We start from the raw sequence: 14,476 nt of genomic DNA, 5'->3' as shown, positions 1-14,476 counted from the left end.
GGCTGGCCCTCAGTCGTCGAGGGTCGCGCGCAGGCCGGCCTCCCCGACCGACAGCTGGAGCCTGCCGTCCTGCGGCAGGTCGACGACGGCACAGCCGTGCAGCACGTCCACCTGCGCCGCCTCCGTCATCCGGCACACGGTATGCCGCCCGCTCACCTCGAGCGCGAACTTCCCGTCCTCGTCGATGGTCGCCAGGACACCGCCGGCAGCCGTGACGTCGTCGTGCAGGACGCGTCCGCCTACGTAGGGCAGGTCGTCACTGCTGGGGACGTCGATGCCGGCCTTCCCGAGGAAGTCCAACAGCGAGCCGTCCTCGAGCACGGCCACCCAACCGCCCCCGAGGGGCCGGTCCTTCTGGCCGGTGTCGTCGACCGCGATGACCTGGCCCTCGATCCCGTCCGGTCCGCCGCAACCCGCCACGGTCACCAGTGCGACGGCGAGCAGCACGGTCGCGATCGCGCCGACGAGACCGCGTCGCGGGGCGCTGGCGGCCTGGGTGCTGGTGGGGGTCATGGGCCCACATCCTCGCGCACGCCCTCGTCGGGCCGCGGGATCACGGGTGGATGACGAATCGTGTCGTCCGCGTGTCGCTTGACATGTGACTGGTGTGACTGGTGTGACGATTGTGACTCACGATCAGGGACGAGCCAGGGGGCACCAGATGAAGGACGAGGACCTCACACCCACCCAGCTGTGGCGCAAGCACCGGATGCGCCAGGTCATGCTCTTCGTCACCATCCCCGGCGTCCTGCTGGGCACGGCCAGCATCACGGCTGCCTACTCGGCGGGCTGGATGAGCCCGCCGCCGCCCAAGCCCGCCTGCACCCCTGTCGTCGTCCCCGCGCCGGCACGAGGTTCCTTCACCGTCAACGTCATGAACGCCACCGGACGCCAGGGCGTGGCTGCCGAGGTGGCCGTCGGCCTGGCCAAGCGCAAGTTCACCGTCGGGGGCATCAGCAACGCCCCCGAGTCCTGGTACGTCACCCAGACCGCCGTCGTCCACCACGGCCCGAAGGGGCTCGACCAGGCGCTCCTGGCGGCCTCCCAGATCCCCGGCGCGAAGCTGTTCGCGGACACCCGGACGGGCACCTCGGTCGACGTCGTCGTGGGCCTGGGCTACCAGCAGCTGGTTGCGATTCCGGCGCGGCTCAAGCCCATTCCGTCCGAGGTCAAGGTCAACGTCTACAACACGACCTACAAGACCGGGCTGGCCAAGACCGTCGCCGACGCCGTCGCCGCCCGCGGGTTCAAGGTCAAGGACGTGTCCAACGACCCGCTGCGGACCCTGCAGATGGGCACCGCCGTCATCCGCTACGGCGAGGAGGGTGACCTGGCCGCGACCCTGCTGCAGGGACACGTCCCGGGCGCCCAGCTGGTCAAGGACGACCGCCTCGGAGCGGGGGTGGACCTCGTCATCGGCAACGCGTTCACGGAGCTGACTCCGGTCGCCGACGTGCCCCCGCTGCCTCCCCGACCCACGCAGGCGGTGCCCACGGTGGCTCGTCCCTGCAAGTGACCACGACCTGAGAGCGTCCGCGTCCCGGGCTTGGCATCGGAGCGGGCGAACAGGCACAGTGGGTGCCCCATGACGTTTCGCCCTGTGTATGCCGTTTCCCTCCTGTGTGCCGTCCTCGCCTCCGCGTGCGGTGGCGGTCAGCCCGACTCCGCCGCCACCACCGCTGCGTCCACGTCGCCCGCGCCGACCTCGGCCACGACGAGCGCGACGACCACGACAACCACCACCACGAAGCCTGCCGCCACGCCCTCGAAGGCCACCAAGCCCCCGGCGCCGGCCACGCGGCATACGACGGCTGCTGCGAAGCGCCCGGCGGCCACGAGCCTGGCACCGGTCCCGCGGGCGGGTGCCGAGCCCGCGGTGCGTTTCCCCCGGAACGAATCCGCAGTCGGCTCGGGCGCCAACGCCTCGGTCGCCCGCGTCCCTGACGGCGTCTGGAACGCGATGGTGGGCTACTCGTGGACCGCGGGGTGCCCGGTGGGGCGCTCGCAGCTGCGGTACGTGCGGGTCAACTTCTGGGGCTTCGACGGCAAGCGGTCGAGGGGGTCGCTCGTCGTGAACGCGTCGATCGCCGACGAGACGGCCGCTGCGTTCGCCCGGCTCTACGCTCTGCAGTTCCGCATCCGCCAGATGAAGCCGATGGACTCGTCGTGGGGCCGCAACCCCAAGGGCCCGGGCGCCAACGACTACGCGGCGATGGAGGCGGACAACACCTCCGCGTTCAACTGCCGCTACGTCGGGGGCCAGGAGGCGAGCAAGGTCTACAGCAAGCACGCCTACGGCACGGCGATCGACGTCAACGACTTCGAGAACCCCTACGTCGCCGACAACGGGACGGTCTACCCCGATCGCTACTGGCTGAGCCGGCGCGGCCCGGCGCCCGGCGTCTTCTCGTCCAGCGGGAGTGCCGCAGTGCGGGCGTTCACCAGCCAGGGCCTGCGCTGGGGCGGCCTGTGGTCACACCCCGACTATCAGCACTTCGACCGATGACGCGGGTTCTCCCTCGCCACCCACGTGGCAGGTGTGCCGTGTCGGCTGCGCTCTGCCTGACGGCGGTCGCGGCGCTCGCCGCCTGCTCCGGCCAGCCGGAGGCCACGGCCCGCACGTCGCGCGCCACCGTCTCGACGACGACACCGGCCACGACCACCTCGACCACGACGACGACGGCACCCAAGCCGAAGCCGTCCACCACCACCCGGTCGACGCCGAAATCCACCCCGCCGAGCACCAAGGCCAGTCCGAAGCCCAGTCCGAAACCCCAGGCCGCGCCGAGCTGCTCCGTTCCCTCGGGGGTGCGCGCGTCGCAGGTCGTGACGGTCAGGTCGGCGGGCTCCAGCGCGACCGTACGCGCCTGCCGCCGGACCTCCACTGGCTACGTCCTCGACCTCGGTCCCTACCACGGCCACGTCGGGCTCAACGGCGTCAGCTGGTCCAAGCGCGAGGGTGACCTCAAGACACCGGCGGGCACCTTCCCCCTGCGGGGTGGTTTCGGTGCTCGCGCGAATCCCGGTCTCCCCCAAGGCTGGTTCCGCGTCGACGGCTCCGACGTCTGGGTCGACGACAGCCAGTCGAGCCTCTACAACACCCACCAGCGCAAGCCGGCCAACGGCCGGTGGACCTCGGCGGAGAACCTGCTCAACACGCCTGCCTACAACTACGCCCAGGTGATCGGCTACAACGAGGGGCGGACGCCCGGGCGGGGTTCGGCGATCTTCTTCCACGTCGACACCGGCAGGGGGACGGCCGGCTGCGTCTCCCTGCCGACGTCGGCGCTGTTGGCCGTGATGCGCTGGGAACGCTCCGGCGCCGTGATGTCGATCAGCTGAGCCCGGCGACCAGCTGAGTCGACCGGCTGAGACCACGGTGGCCGTGCCCTCTCCGACACGGCAGAGTGGGCCCATGACCGTGAAAACCGTCGCCATGCTCACCGCTGGTGGCCTCGCCCCCTGCCTCTCGTCCGCTGTGGGTGGGCTCATCGAGCGCTACTCCGAGGTCGCGCCCGACGTGCGCCTCATTGCCTACCGCAACGGGTATGCCGGCCTGCTCACCGGTGACTCCGTGGAGGTCACTGACGAGGTGCGCGCCAAGGCGCACCTGCTGCACGGCTTCGGCGGCAGCCCGATCGGCAACAGCCGCGTCAAGCTCACCAACGTCAAGGACTGCGTGAAGCGCGGCCTGGTCCAGGAGGGCCAGGACCCCCTGCACGTCGCGGCCGAGCAGCTCACCCGCGACGGCGTCGACGTCCTGCACACGATCGGTGGCGACGACACCAACGGCACGGCGGCCGATCTCGCGGCCTTCCTGCACTCCAACGGTTACGAGCTCACGGTCGTCGGGCTCCCGAAGACGATCGACAACGACGTGATCCCGATCCGGCAGTCCCTCGGAGCCTGGACCGCCGCCGAGCAGGGCGCGTCGTTCGCGCGCAACGTGATCGCTGAGCACTCCGCCAACCCTCGCATGCTCATCGTGCACGAGGTGATGGGCCGCAACTGCGGATGGCTCACTGCCGCAACGGCTCTCGCACACCACAGATGGGTCCAGGGCGCCGAGTTCAGCGGCTGGCTGGAGAACTCCGCGGAGCGGTGGGACGTCCACGGTGTCTTCGTGCCGGAACGTCCGCTGGACATCGCGAGCGAGGCGAAGCGGCTCCGCAGCGTCATGGACGACTACGACGGCGTGAACCTCTTCGTCTCCGAGGGCGCTGGCGTCACCGAGATCGTCGAGGCGATGGAGGCCGCCGGGCAGGACGTGCCGCGCGACCCGTTCGGCCACGTCCAGCTCGACAAGGTGAACCCAGGGGCGTGGTTCGCCAAGCAGTTCGCCGACCAGCTCGGGGCCGACAAGGTGCTCGTGCAGAAGAGCGGCTACTTCGCGCGGTCGGCCGCGGCCAACGACGCGGACCTCGCCCTCATCAAGGACTGCACGACGTATGCCGTGGACGCGGCGCTGCGTGGCGAGTCCGGTGTCGTGGGGCACGACGAGGAGCGCGGCGACACGCTGCGCGCCATCGAGTTCGACCGGATCAAGGGGGGCAAGGCGTTCGACTCCTCCGTCGACTGGTTCACCACCCTGCTTGCTGACCTCGGGCAGGCGTAGCACAGTCGGTGCCATGGCACCCACGTCCGCGGCCGAGCCCAGTCCCAGCACGACGGCATACCGAAAGGCTCGCGACACGCTCGTCGCGCTCACCGGGCAGCACGACCGGGCTGTCCGCGAGTTCAGCTGGCCCGACGTCGGGGCGCGCTTCAACTGGGCGGTCGACTGGTTCGACGCCATCGCCCGCGGCAACGACGCGACGGCGCTGTGGCTCGTGGAGGAGGACGGCTCCGAGCAGCGGCTGACCTTCGACGAGATGGCCACGCGCTCCGACCAGGTCGCGGTCTGGCTGTCGGGGCTCGGCGTGGCCAAGGGCGACCGGGTGCTGCTCATGCTCGGCAACCAGGTCGAGCTGTGGGAGACGATGCTCGCGGTGTTCAAGCTCGGCGCCGTCATCATGCCGACGACGGCGGCCCTCGGTCCGGCGGACCTGCGCGACCGCGTCGAGCGCGGGGGCGCCCGGGTGGTCGTGGCCAACGGCGCGGACGCCGCCAAGTTCGAGGAGGTGCCCGGCGACTACGTGCGGGTGAGCGTCGGCGACGTGGACGGCTGGCACACCTACACGGACGCGTATGCCGTGCAGCCGCACCCCTTCGAGACCGTCACCGCGGCAACGGACCCGTTGTTGCTCTACTTCACCTCGGGCACGACCAGCAAGCCGAAACTCGTTGAGCACACTCAGGTTTCGTACCCGGTCGGTCACCTGTCGACGATGTACTGGATCGGTGCCAGACCTGGCGACGTCCACCTGGCCATCAGCTCGCCCGGGTGGGCCAAGCACGCGTGGTCGTGCTTCTTCGCGCCGTGGATCGCGGAGTCCACGATCTTCGTCCACAACTACACGCGGTTCGACGCAGGGGCGCTGCTGGACCAGATCCGGCGGGCCGGGGTCACGACGTTCTGCGCGCCACCGACGGTGTGGCGCATGCTGATCCAGGCCGACCTCAGCGGTGGGAGCGGTGACCTGCGAGAGCTCCTGGCTGCGGGCGAACCCCTGAACCCCGAAGTCATCAGCCAGGTCCAGCGCGCGTGGGACCTGACCATCCGCGACGGCTACGGCCAGACCGAGACGACCCTCCAGATCGGCAACATCGCCGGTGAGCCACTCAAGCCCGGGTCGATGGGGCGACCCATGCCCGGTGTGCCCGTGGCTCTCGTCGACCCGCTGACCGGCGAGCCCGCCGACGAGGGGGAGATCGTCCTCGACCTGTCCCGGCACCCGGTCAACCTGATGACCGGCTACCTCGGTGACGCCGAGCGGCAGGCCCAGGCGATGTCCGGTGGCTACTACCACACGGGGGACGTGGCCCAGCGGGACGCGGAGGGCTACATCACCTATATCGGCCGCACCGACGACGTCTTCAAGGCGAGCGACTACAAGGTGTCGCCGTTCGAGCTCGAGAGCGTGCTGATCGAGCACCCGGCGGTGGCCGAGGCGGCGGTCGTGCCCGCGCCCGATGCGACCCGGCTGGCGGTGCCGAAGGCCTACATCGCGCTGGCTCCCGGCTGGGAGCCCGACGCCGACACCGCGAAGGCGATCCTGGCGCACGCCCGCACGCACCTCGCGCCCTACCTGCGGGTGCGCCGCGTCGAGTTCTTCGAGCTGCCCAAGACCATCTCCGGCAAGATCCGCCGGGTCGAGCTGCGCGACCGCGAGCAGCAGGCCTTCGACGGTGGGAGGTCTCTGTCGGAGGAGTTCCGGGATGACCAGTTCCCCGACCTCAAGGCGTGACCAGCGGTGCTCCGGGGCCGAGGGACGCGGGGTGTCGGGTCGGAGCGGGAGGGACCCGCGAGACGCCCGTGGCTTTGACCGGGCCGCTCGACTAGTCTGGCGCTGTCGAACCGGAACCGGGAGCGGTCCTGTCCGACAAACAGTGGGGACTGGGGGGTTACCGACCGTTTGCCTGATGGGAAGTTGGCATGTTACGACTGGCCAAAGCCGTGCCGGTGAGGACCTGTATCGCCGTCCACGTGCTCAGCATCGACCCCGACCGTCGCGTGCTCCTCGACCGGGCCAAGCCGCCGGAGCAGCCGTTCTGGGGCCTGCCCAGCGCAGTCATCGAGGTGGGTGAGGACCCGGTCATCCGCGTCCGGCGGCTGGTTTCCGCGGCGGGTGCGCTGACAGCCACCAGGGCCGAGGTCATCGACGTCGACAGCGTCGTCGACGGAGACCAGCACGTGGTGCACCTGGTCTTCGAGTGCGGGGCCGAGCCTTCCCTGCTGCCCACGGTGACCGGGTCGTCCGCGCTGTGGTGGAGCCTGCCGGAGATCGTCGGCCTCAACCTGTCGCCCCGGACGCGCAAGGCTCTCGCTTCGCGGTGGTCGATGATCTGGCCCGACACCTGATCGGACTCGACTGGGGCGACTGCACCGGTCATTCCGACATTACGGGCATCCTGGTGTGGGTGGACCCGGTTGGTCTCACTGGGTGGCCCTTGGGCCCTTTCGAGGCCGTTGGACCCCGAGTACGGTGAAAGCGGCGGTCCGCCGGGGTCCGTCGGGTACTCGAGTAGGCCGGGGCTGCCTGTGCGGACCTACCCATACGCGTTTCACGTCGCCCTCGACGGCAACGGACTGAACGGTCTCGAGGGCAGGGCTGGCGTGTGCCTGTTCCACTACGACCCGGTGACCGGGGACCATGCCTACAAGGTCACCTACTTCGCAGGCGCCTCGGGTGGTCACGCGCCCAGCGTGGACCCGAGCAGGCGGATCGGCTTCCTGGGCAACACCGGCCAGCACCTGCTCTTCTACGATCTCGCGACGCTGGAGGAGGCCGACCGCGTCTCGACCCTGCGCTTCGAGGTCCCCGACACCACCATCAAGGGCAGCACCCACGTCGTCTGGCTGGACGACACCCAGTTCGTCACCTCGATCGGCGAGCACCTCTGGAAGCTCGACGTGAACCGGCTGACCAAGGCCGAGCAGATCGCGCCGCACGGACTGAAGATCCCCCACGCCATGAAACGGACCGCCTCCGGTCGGTACATCGTCTACGGCGGGATGGACCACCCGACCCGGGGTGAGGCCAAGGAGGTCGGCATCCTCGACACGGTCACGGGGGAGGTTCGCCGGATCGTGCTGCCCACGACCTGCTGGCACGTGGTCTGCCACCCGGTCCTCGACGTCTTCTACGCAATCTCCTTCAGGGTCAATGCTGCTGACCGCTCCGACTGGGAGCACTGGGGGATGGCCTGGCTCCGGCAGTACGCCTTCGAGATCGACGCCGAGGACGGCCGCATCGTGCGCCACTGGGCAGCCGACCGCGACCTGCCGGCCCACATCAACTCCGACGTGACGATCTCCGACTCCGAGCTCATCTTCTGCACCGGCGGCAGCCACACCGTGGTCTTCGTCGACCTGCTCACGCTGAGCCAGCACCGGCTCATCGACGAGCACCCGGGGGCGTTGGAGAGCCTCGCGCTCACCCGCCAGTCGGCCACGACCTTGGCCGAGTCGGTCATGCGGGGCAACTTCTTCAGCAACTCCCAGCTGTATGCCGAGTCGTTGCGAGTCAGCCGTGGCGCCCTGGTCGACGGGATCTACGCCTGCCAGCTCTCGGCCGACCAGACCCTGCTGTTCACCGCGAACCGCGGGCAGAACCACATCACCGTCTACGACTACCCGTCCCTGGAGGTCCGCGACCGGATCGTCATGCCCGAGCTCCAGGAGTTCGACTCGCGGTTGGGGGCCTGGGGCGACCCCCGGTTGGGCTTCCACCACTCCTACCTCGTCAGCCCCGACGCAGACGCACCCTCGTCCGATGCACACCGTCCCGCAGGAGCACTCTGATGGCCGACTACTCGATCGACACCACCGTCTTCGGCGGGAACACGTTCAGCTCCGACGTCACCGCGGACGTGACCTCGACCCTGACCGGGCTGGACAAGATGAACCTCACCCTCGCCGGGGGCACCACCAACACGAACAACGGCGAGAACACCGTCCACACCGACTCGACGATCACCCTCCAACCCGTCACGCTCGAACCCGTCACGACGACGTCGACCGTCAACACCACCTCGAGCGTGGACTCCACGTCCTCGGTCGACCTCAAGCCCGTGGCGGTGGACACCTGCGTCCGGCTCGAGCTGGGTCCCCCGCCGGCGACCGAGGTCTGCATGCCGTACGAACAGACCTGGGGCTGGACGGTGCTCGGACTGGAGCTCTTCGCGATCACGGTGCGCGGCAGCACCACGACGCACATCCGGCCCGAGCACCACGGTCCCGTCGTGATCGACCTGTGAGCCCTCCATGACGACCGCCCGACGCAAGCCGACAAAGGCCACCGCCGCGACCAAGGCGACCACCGCCGCGACCAAGGCGGCCGCGGGCGCGACGCGCGCTCCCGCGAAGAAGCCAGCCGTGGACACCATCGTCCTGACCGGGCCGCCGAGCCTGGTGCGCGCCACGGTCTCGGTCGAGAACGCCGTCGACCAACGGGTCGCCGTCCGGGGACTGACCCTGCACCGCACTGGTCGAGCGGCCTTGACCGGGTCTGGCGCCGCGGTCATCGCGCCCGGCGCCACGGCCGACCTGCCGGTGTCGTTCCGGCTCGATCCGGACACCCCACCGGGCGAGTACGCCGCGGAGGTCGAGGTCGGGGGCATCCGCCGGGAAGCGGTGCTCCGGGTCGAGGCCGACCTCTCGATGCACGTCTCGCCGCGCCGCGTCCTCGCCGAGGTGGGAGCGAACGCGCTCACCCTGACCGTCACCAACGACGGCAACATCACCATCCCCCTTTCCTCGGTCGTGCGCGCTCACACCGACGACGGCAGCCCGGACCCCGACGCCGGTCCAGACGTCACCCTGACGCTGACTGCTGCGGCGACCTTGGCACCCGGTAGCACGACCGTCCTCGAGGGCCACCTCACGGTGCCTGAGGAGCTCGACCCGACCAGGCGGCATACCGCACGGATCCCTGTCGGCACAGCCGATCTCGACGTCATCATCCTGCCCCACGACCCATCGGAGTGATCAGCATGAGCACGACCGCACCCGAGTACCTCACCACCCTCCGCGACGGGTTCGCCGGCGCCGTGCAGCAGTGGATGGACCAGTCGACCGCGGCCTGGGACCAGTGGTCACAGGCCTGGTCGCCGGTGGTGGCCGCCGCCGGCCTGGGTATGCCGGGTGCTCCCGGCGGCGCGCGCGGTCACCAGCACGGGGGTCACCACCACAAGGGTCACCAGCACGAGGGTCACCACCATGGCGAGAGGGACTGCGGCGCGAAGGACTGTGGGTGTCACGACAGCTGTGGGTGCGGCGACGCGTGCGACTGCTGCGTACCCGAGGCCGATGTCGTCGTGCATGCCAGGGTTGGTGAGGTGCGGGTGGTGCCCTTCCGGCTGCACAACCCGTGGCGCCGGGAGCGCGAGGTGTCCCTGGAGATCGGGCCATGGCACCGCTGCTCGGGCGACGACCTCCAGATCCGCGCCGAGCTGGAGGAGAAGAAGCTCGTCCTGGGGCCGTGTGAGGACCGGGTCGTCCGGTTGCTCCTCTCGACCCGTGGCTCAGCCGACGACGGCTCGTCGAACACCAAGGACACCAAGGACACCAAGGAGGGCAGGGGCGCGACAGCCACGCTCGATGTCGCCGGTGACGTCACGGTCGCAAGGACGAGACGGGCGACCGACGTGGACTCGTGCGCCAGCGCCTACGCGGACGTCCGCTTCGAGGGGTGCGCCCGGTCGCAGCGCGTGGCCGTCGTGGTGCTCCCGGCGGACTGCGACGCCGTCGAGGTCGGGTGTGACTGCGGATGCTGCTGCTGACAGGAGGACCGAGATGACCGACTCGAAGAACACCGCCGCTGCGGACGAGACCCTGGCGCGCATCACCGAGCTCGCCCGACAAGCCCTTCAGGCCCAGGCGGCCCTCGCCAAGCAGTCCCTCGAGCTGGGGCGGGCCACCCTGTCCGGCGACGTGGACCGGTCGTCGACGAGCCGGGCCTACCTCGACGCCGTGAGTCGCGAGGGTGCGCGCTACTGGCGGGAGGCAGGCGCGCTCGGCTTCGACTACGCGAGTGACCTGATGGCGCTGGGCACTCGGAGCGCGGCCCGGATCATCAGCGACGCCACGACGGCCGGTGCCGGCTCCCGGACGCGCCGAGGGGCCGCGGAGACCCGCAACGGCGCAGCCCCGCCGGCACCCCCGCACGACGAGGACGACGGGGTGCGGCGGGCGCGGGTGCTCCTGCGGGCCGCAGTCGGGCAGACCGCGCAGTCCTCGGTCACGATCGTGAACCGCCACCCGCGCGCGCGTCGAGTCGAGCTGGAGCCGAGCGAGCTGCGTGACGCCACCGGCACCGTGGTGGCGGTGACCCTGACCGTCGACCCCGACCGGGTCACGATCCCTGCCGGCGGTGAGTACCAGGTGCGGATCGAGGCAAACCTCGACGAGAACGTGGTCCAGCCGGGTGAGCAGTACGTCGGGCGCGTGGAGGTCAGCGGCGGCGACGAGGCCACGCTGGAGGTGACCGTCGAGGTCGCGGACTGAGGTCGCTCGCACCCGCCGGCGGGGCCGCCACCAGCTCTCGGGCGGCGCGCACCTCGGGGTGCAGCCGCAGGCCCTCCCGCGCCCACCTCGGCAGGTCGGGGCTGACGGCCAACCACGCCAGCGAGGCGGCGACGGCGGCGCGAGCCGGTCGCGCGGCATACCCGAGGTCCTGCGCCTTGGCCGAGGTGTACCAGTAGAACCGGCCGACCGTGGAGGCCTCCTCGCGCGTGGTCAGCGGGGTCTCGTCGCGCAGCCCGGCCCACCACTCGGCGGCGGCGGACAGGGCCCACGCGCTCCCGGCGGGCATCTCGGCGAACGGTCCGGGCAGCCCCGCCAGGTCGGAGACGAGGGCGTGCAGCATCCGCCAGCTGAGGTCCTCGCCGCCGAGGAGGTAGCGCTCGCCGGCGACGCCGCGCTCGAGCAGCGCGACGTGTCCGGCGCCGACGTCGCGCGCGTCGACCACGTTGCAGCCACCCGCGAAGGTGCTGCGGGTGGGGTCGAGGAGGTAGCGCAGCACGATGGCGTTGCTGGGTGCCAAGCGGGTGAACGGCCCGCCGAGCACGACGGTCGGCAGGGCCAGCACCACCGGTAGGCCGAGGCGTTGCCCGGTCTCCAGCGCCACCTCCTCCTGGGCGACCTTGCTGGCGTAGTAGGCGGGGGCCGGCTCGGTGCCGAGGTGGTCGTGTTCCGACCTCGCCCGGGGGAGCAGGCTCGAACCGCACGTGACTGACGAGGTGGTCACGACGACGCGGGAGATGCCCGCGGCAGCAGCAGCTTCGAGGACGGCACGGGTGCCCTCGGCATTGACCTGCTCGACCTCTCCCGCGCGCGCCGCCCCGAAGGCGTAGACAGCGGCGCAGTGGACCAGGCCGTCGCAGCCGCGCAGCGCTCGGGTGAGGGATGCGCTGTCTGTGAGGGCCGCCGCGGCCCTCGACACCGGGTGTCCGCCGATCCGGAGGGTCGCCTCGCGGCGCTCGGGGTCGGGCCTGGTGACGGCCAGGACCTCGTGACCGGCCGCGAGCGCGGCGCTCGCCACCTGTCCGCCGACCATGCCCGTGGCGCCCGTGACCGCGACCTTCACCGGTGCCCCCTGACGTGCCGGAAGCCCTGGGAGTCCACGTCGTCGACGGCCGACCCGACCGTGCCCGGTCCGCGGCGCCCGGCCGCAGTCGCGGGGTCTCCGCGGTCGGTCGTGTCTCCCAGCCACTGGCTGACGGCGCCGAGCAGCAGGTCGAGGGACTGCGTGAGCAGCGGCTCGGTGGGGTCCATCGGTGGGCGCCCGATGCGGAACTCGCGTCCCTCGAAGCAGGCCTCCAGGTTGTCGAACGTCGTGGTGAAGAACCTCCGGTAGGCCTCCTCGAGGAGTGGGTTGCGCAGCTCCGGCAGTGCCGCCAGGTCCACCCCGGCCCAAGCGTTGGGGAGGGCGAACAGCTGTCGGCCACGCACGACAGCGTGCGTGCCTGACGTGGTGCGGCTGAACGTCAGGCTGCCGTCGTCGAACTCGGCAGAACCGTTGGGGCTCTTGATAGTTCGCCACGTGAGCCGGTGCCAGTCGGCGCTTCGTTCGACGAGCTCGATCTTGCAGACGTCGATCGGTTCGCCGCCCCAGGCGGCAAGGTAGTTGGGCTGCGGAAGGTAGAGGTTGCGCTCGGCCTGTCTGGTGCGAGCCACGGCGGCCTTCCCCGGTCCGCCGGCCGGACTCGACAGGACGACCCGTCGGCCACCCAGGTAGTCGGCCATCAGGCTGATCCCGGCCGCCACGTCCACGCGGGCGACGAACTCGTCGAAGTCGGCCCGGATGTCGCGCCCCACCTCGAAGACCGTGGCGCCGTCCACGAGCCGCCAGCGCATTCCGTCGGCGTTGTCCGGCACGCCCTCGAGCAGGGCCTCGAACGGCGCGACCAAGGCAGGGAGTCCGTCGAAGGCCGCCTCCTCGTATGCCGCGAGGTCGAAGCCCAGCGGCACCTCCCGGCGGTCGACGGTCGCCTTGTCCGCGCTGGTCGCCCAGGCGAGCGTCCCCTGTCGCAGGGTGGCGACACCACCGAGGATCGTCGTGAGGGGCAGGTGTCCCACGGTGTCGTCCGCCGCGCCCACGAGCGGGGTCAGCACGGCTCGCACAGTGGAGAGCACCGGGTCGGGAGGTCGCGCCCCCTCGTCCGGACCTCCGGTGGCCGCGCTCAGCACTCGCGCCAGTCGGGGCTCGGCAGCGACCGATCGCGCGGCGGCGCGGGCGAGGGGGTGCGCCGCGTGCGCACCGGCGAGGGGCGCCAGCTGCCCCTCGGTGCGGCCCGCCGGGGCGCCGTGGGCCAGGATCGACCTCTCCATCAGGCCTGACGCGGAGCGGTCCAGCCCGAGCAGGGCGGCACACGCGCTGTCGGCGGCGAGCACGTCGGTCGCGATCACGATCACGTTGCTGTCGATGACCCGCGGGAGTCGGGCGCCGTCCGGTCCCACGCTGGCGGACAGGGCATCCACGACCGCGATGGTGGGGGGTAGGTGCGCGAGCAGGTCGGCCGCGACGTCGCCGGGATCTGCGCCGGCGACCTCCGGTGCCGCACCCAGCAGGGTGGCCAGGCACGCGGCATACCCGTGCACGAGGTCGGTGACGGCTCGGGCGAGCACCACCCGCGCACCGGCCTCGGCCCACAGGCGCGAGACCTGGTGACCGGACAGCACGCTCGTGTCGGGCACCGGCGCCTCGACGAGCGCTGCGCCGAGGTCGACGACGTCGTAGGCCAAGCCCCGCGACGTGCGGCCCTGCAGGCCGGCCCGGCGCGCGAGGTCGGCCACCGAGTGGTGCCCGCGGTCGCGGTCGTAGGCATGCAGGCTGGTGCCGACCGTCACCGGCGCGCATCCCCGATCGTGCAGCAGGTCGACCACCGCGTGGACCGCGACAACACTCACGGGGGTCGGCTGGCAGAGGCGGGCGAGGACGAGGGCGGGTCCCTGCCTAGAGGCGTCCAGCCGGCGGGCGGCGGTGGCCAGGGCGTCGACGTCCCCGCCCCTGACCACGATGCAGGCCAGCGGATCCCGGCTCGGCACGCCCAGCGGTGCCACGCGTCAATGAAACCAGCGCGTCCTCGCCACCGACAGTGGGCGGTGCCATAGTGATCGGGTGGCCGACGACATCGACATCCAGCAGCACATCAGGGGACTCATCGACGAGGAGCACGGGCTCCGGAGCAGCCTGGGCGCCGGCGAGATCAGCGTCGAGGAGGAGAACCAGCGGCTTCGCACCATCGAGGTCGAGCTGGACCAGTGCTGGGACCTGCTTCGTCAGCGACGGGCCAAGCGCGAGTTCGGGGACGACCCCGCCAGCGCCGAGGTGCGAGACGCCGGCACGGTGGAGAACTACCGGGGCTGAGGCCC

Annotated in this window: 16 protein-coding genes; 12 read left to right on the top strand and 4 right to left on the bottom strand. The window is 71.1% G+C overall.

Annotated features, from left to right (window positions below):
• Positions 1-9 precede the first annotated feature (9 nt).
• Positions 10-513 (bottom strand): hypothetical protein, encoded by a 504-nt coding sequence (locus AC1DWR_RS15910; RefSeq protein WP_477624753.1) that lies wholly within the window; start codon positions 511-513, stop codon positions 10-12.
• 148 nt (positions 514-661) lie between these two features.
• Between AC1DWR_RS15910 and AC1DWR_RS15905 the strand changes: the two genes are divergently transcribed.
• Positions 662-1,516: a LytR C-terminal domain-containing protein gene (locus AC1DWR_RS15905; protein ID WP_477614532.1), complete on the top strand. Its 855-nt coding sequence runs from the start codon at positions 662-664 to the stop codon at positions 1,514-1,516.
• A 137-nt stretch (positions 1,517-1,653) separates the two neighbouring features.
• Here the strand turns inward: AC1DWR_RS15905 and AC1DWR_RS15900 are convergent, their stop codons facing one another.
• Positions 1,654-1,836, bottom strand: a complete 183-nt coding sequence (locus AC1DWR_RS15900) for a hypothetical protein (protein ID WP_477624752.1) — start codon at positions 1,834-1,836, stop codon at positions 1,654-1,656.
• A 40-nt stretch (positions 1,837-1,876) separates the two neighbouring features.
• Between AC1DWR_RS15900 and AC1DWR_RS15895 the strand changes: the two genes are divergently transcribed.
• The 10 genes from AC1DWR_RS15895 to AC1DWR_RS15850 all read left to right on the top strand — a co-directional run bounded on the left by AC1DWR_RS15895 (position 1,877) and on the right by AC1DWR_RS15850 (position 11,107).
• Positions 1,877-2,506 (top strand): M15 family metallopeptidase, encoded by a 630-nt coding sequence (locus AC1DWR_RS15895; RefSeq protein WP_477624751.1) that lies wholly within the window; start codon positions 1,877-1,879, stop codon positions 2,504-2,506.
• Between the two features lie 38 nt (positions 2,507-2,544).
• A complete protein-coding gene (locus AC1DWR_RS15890; RefSeq protein WP_477624750.1) occupies positions 2,545-3,342 on the top strand; it encodes a L,D-transpeptidase family protein in 798 nt (265 codons plus the stop codon).
• Positions 3,343-3,415: 73 nt separating this feature from the next.
• Complete coding sequence (locus AC1DWR_RS15885; protein WP_477614537.1) at positions 3,416-4,615, top strand: pyrophosphate--fructose-6-phosphate 1-phosphotransferase; 1,200 nt, start codon at positions 3,416-3,418, stop codon at positions 4,613-4,615.
• A gap of 13 nt (positions 4,616-4,628) precedes the next feature.
• Complete coding sequence (locus AC1DWR_RS15880; protein ID WP_477624749.1) at positions 4,629-6,347, top strand: AMP-binding protein; 1,719 nt, start codon at positions 4,629-4,631, stop codon at positions 6,345-6,347.
• A 188-nt stretch (positions 6,348-6,535) separates the two neighbouring features.
• On the top strand, positions 6,536-6,961 hold the full coding sequence (locus AC1DWR_RS15875) for an NUDIX hydrolase (RefSeq protein ID WP_477624748.1): 426 nt from the start codon (positions 6,536-6,538) through the stop codon (positions 6,959-6,961).
• Between the two features lie 180 nt (positions 6,962-7,141).
• Positions 7,142-8,404, top strand: coding sequence for a hypothetical protein (locus AC1DWR_RS15870; protein WP_477614540.1), 1,263 nt, complete (start codon positions 7,142-7,144; stop codon positions 8,402-8,404).
• Positions 8,404-8,859 (top strand): hypothetical protein, encoded by a 456-nt coding sequence (locus tag AC1DWR_RS15865; protein WP_477614541.1) that lies wholly within the window; start codon positions 8,404-8,406, stop codon positions 8,857-8,859. Before AC1DWR_RS15870 ends, AC1DWR_RS15865 begins: the two co-directional genes overlap by 1 nt.
• 7 nt (positions 8,860-8,866) lie before the next feature.
• Entirely contained in the window at positions 8,867-9,589 is a 723-nt protein-coding gene (locus AC1DWR_RS15860; RefSeq protein ID WP_477614542.1) for a hypothetical protein, read from the top strand.
• Positions 9,590-9,594: 5 nt separating this feature from the next.
• Complete coding sequence (locus tag AC1DWR_RS15855; RefSeq protein WP_477614543.1) at positions 9,595-10,383, top strand: hypothetical protein; 789 nt, start codon at positions 9,595-9,597, stop codon at positions 10,381-10,383.
• Positions 10,384-10,396: 13 nt separating this feature from the next.
• A complete protein-coding gene (locus AC1DWR_RS15850) occupies positions 10,397-11,107 on the top strand; it encodes a hypothetical protein (RefSeq protein WP_477614544.1) in 711 nt (236 codons plus the stop codon).
• On the opposite strand, the gene AC1DWR_RS15845 is transcribed toward AC1DWR_RS15850, so the two are convergent.
• Together AC1DWR_RS15845 and AC1DWR_RS15840 are read right to left on the bottom strand one after the other, a co-directional pair.
• Complete coding sequence (locus tag AC1DWR_RS15845; protein ID WP_477614545.1) at positions 11,055-12,188, bottom strand: NAD-dependent epimerase/dehydratase family protein; 1,134 nt, start codon at positions 12,186-12,188, stop codon at positions 11,055-11,057. The genes AC1DWR_RS15850 and AC1DWR_RS15845 overlap by 53 nt on opposite strands.
• Positions 12,185-14,164: a DUF362 domain-containing protein gene (locus tag AC1DWR_RS15840; protein WP_477624747.1), complete on the bottom strand. Its 1,980-nt coding sequence runs from the start codon at positions 14,162-14,164 to the stop codon at positions 12,185-12,187. Before AC1DWR_RS15840 ends, AC1DWR_RS15845 begins: the two co-directional genes overlap by 4 nt.
• 58 nt (positions 14,165-14,222) lie before the next feature.
• Between AC1DWR_RS15840 and AC1DWR_RS15835 the strand changes: the two genes are divergently transcribed.
• Complete coding sequence (locus tag AC1DWR_RS15835; protein WP_477614547.1) at positions 14,223-14,471, top strand: DUF2630 family protein; 249 nt, start codon at positions 14,223-14,225, stop codon at positions 14,469-14,471.
• Positions 14,472-14,476 lie beyond the last annotated feature (5 nt).

The sequence above is a fragment of the Pedococcus sp. P2_E2 genome, from assembly GCF_056403955.1.
Note: the sequence above shows the minus strand (reverse complement) of the source record. Positions and strands in the feature narration are given on the sequence as shown.

Excerpts from the sequence above, each read along its gene's own strand:
- AC1DWR_RS15910 (WP_477624753.1), bottom strand. The coding sequence starts at position 513 with ATGACCCCCACCAGCACCCAGGCCGCCAGCGCCCCGCGACGCGGTCTC.
- AC1DWR_RS15905 (WP_477614532.1), top strand. The coding sequence starts at position 662 with ATGAAGGACGAGGACCTCACACCCACCCAGCTGTGGCGCAAGCACCGG.
- AC1DWR_RS15885 (WP_477614537.1), top strand. The coding sequence starts at position 3,416 with ATGACCGTGAAAACCGTCGCCATGCTCACCGCTGGTGGCCTCGCCCCC.
- AC1DWR_RS15880 (WP_477624749.1), top strand. The coding sequence starts at position 4,629 with ATGGCACCCACGTCCGCGGCCGAGCCCAGTCCCAGCACGACGGCATAC.
- AC1DWR_RS15875 (WP_477624748.1), top strand. The coding sequence starts at position 6,536 with ATGTTACGACTGGCCAAAGCCGTGCCGGTGAGGACCTGTATCGCCGTC.
- AC1DWR_RS15865 (WP_477614541.1), top strand. The coding sequence starts at position 8,404 with ATGGCCGACTACTCGATCGACACCACCGTCTTCGGCGGGAACACGTTC.
- AC1DWR_RS15860 (WP_477614542.1), top strand. The coding sequence starts at position 8,867 with ATGACGACCGCCCGACGCAAGCCGACAAAGGCCACCGCCGCGACCAAG.
- AC1DWR_RS15855 (WP_477614543.1), top strand. The coding sequence starts at position 9,595 with ATGAGCACGACCGCACCCGAGTACCTCACCACCCTCCGCGACGGGTTC.
- AC1DWR_RS15850 (WP_477614544.1), top strand. The coding sequence starts at position 10,397 with ATGACCGACTCGAAGAACACCGCCGCTGCGGACGAGACCCTGGCGCGC.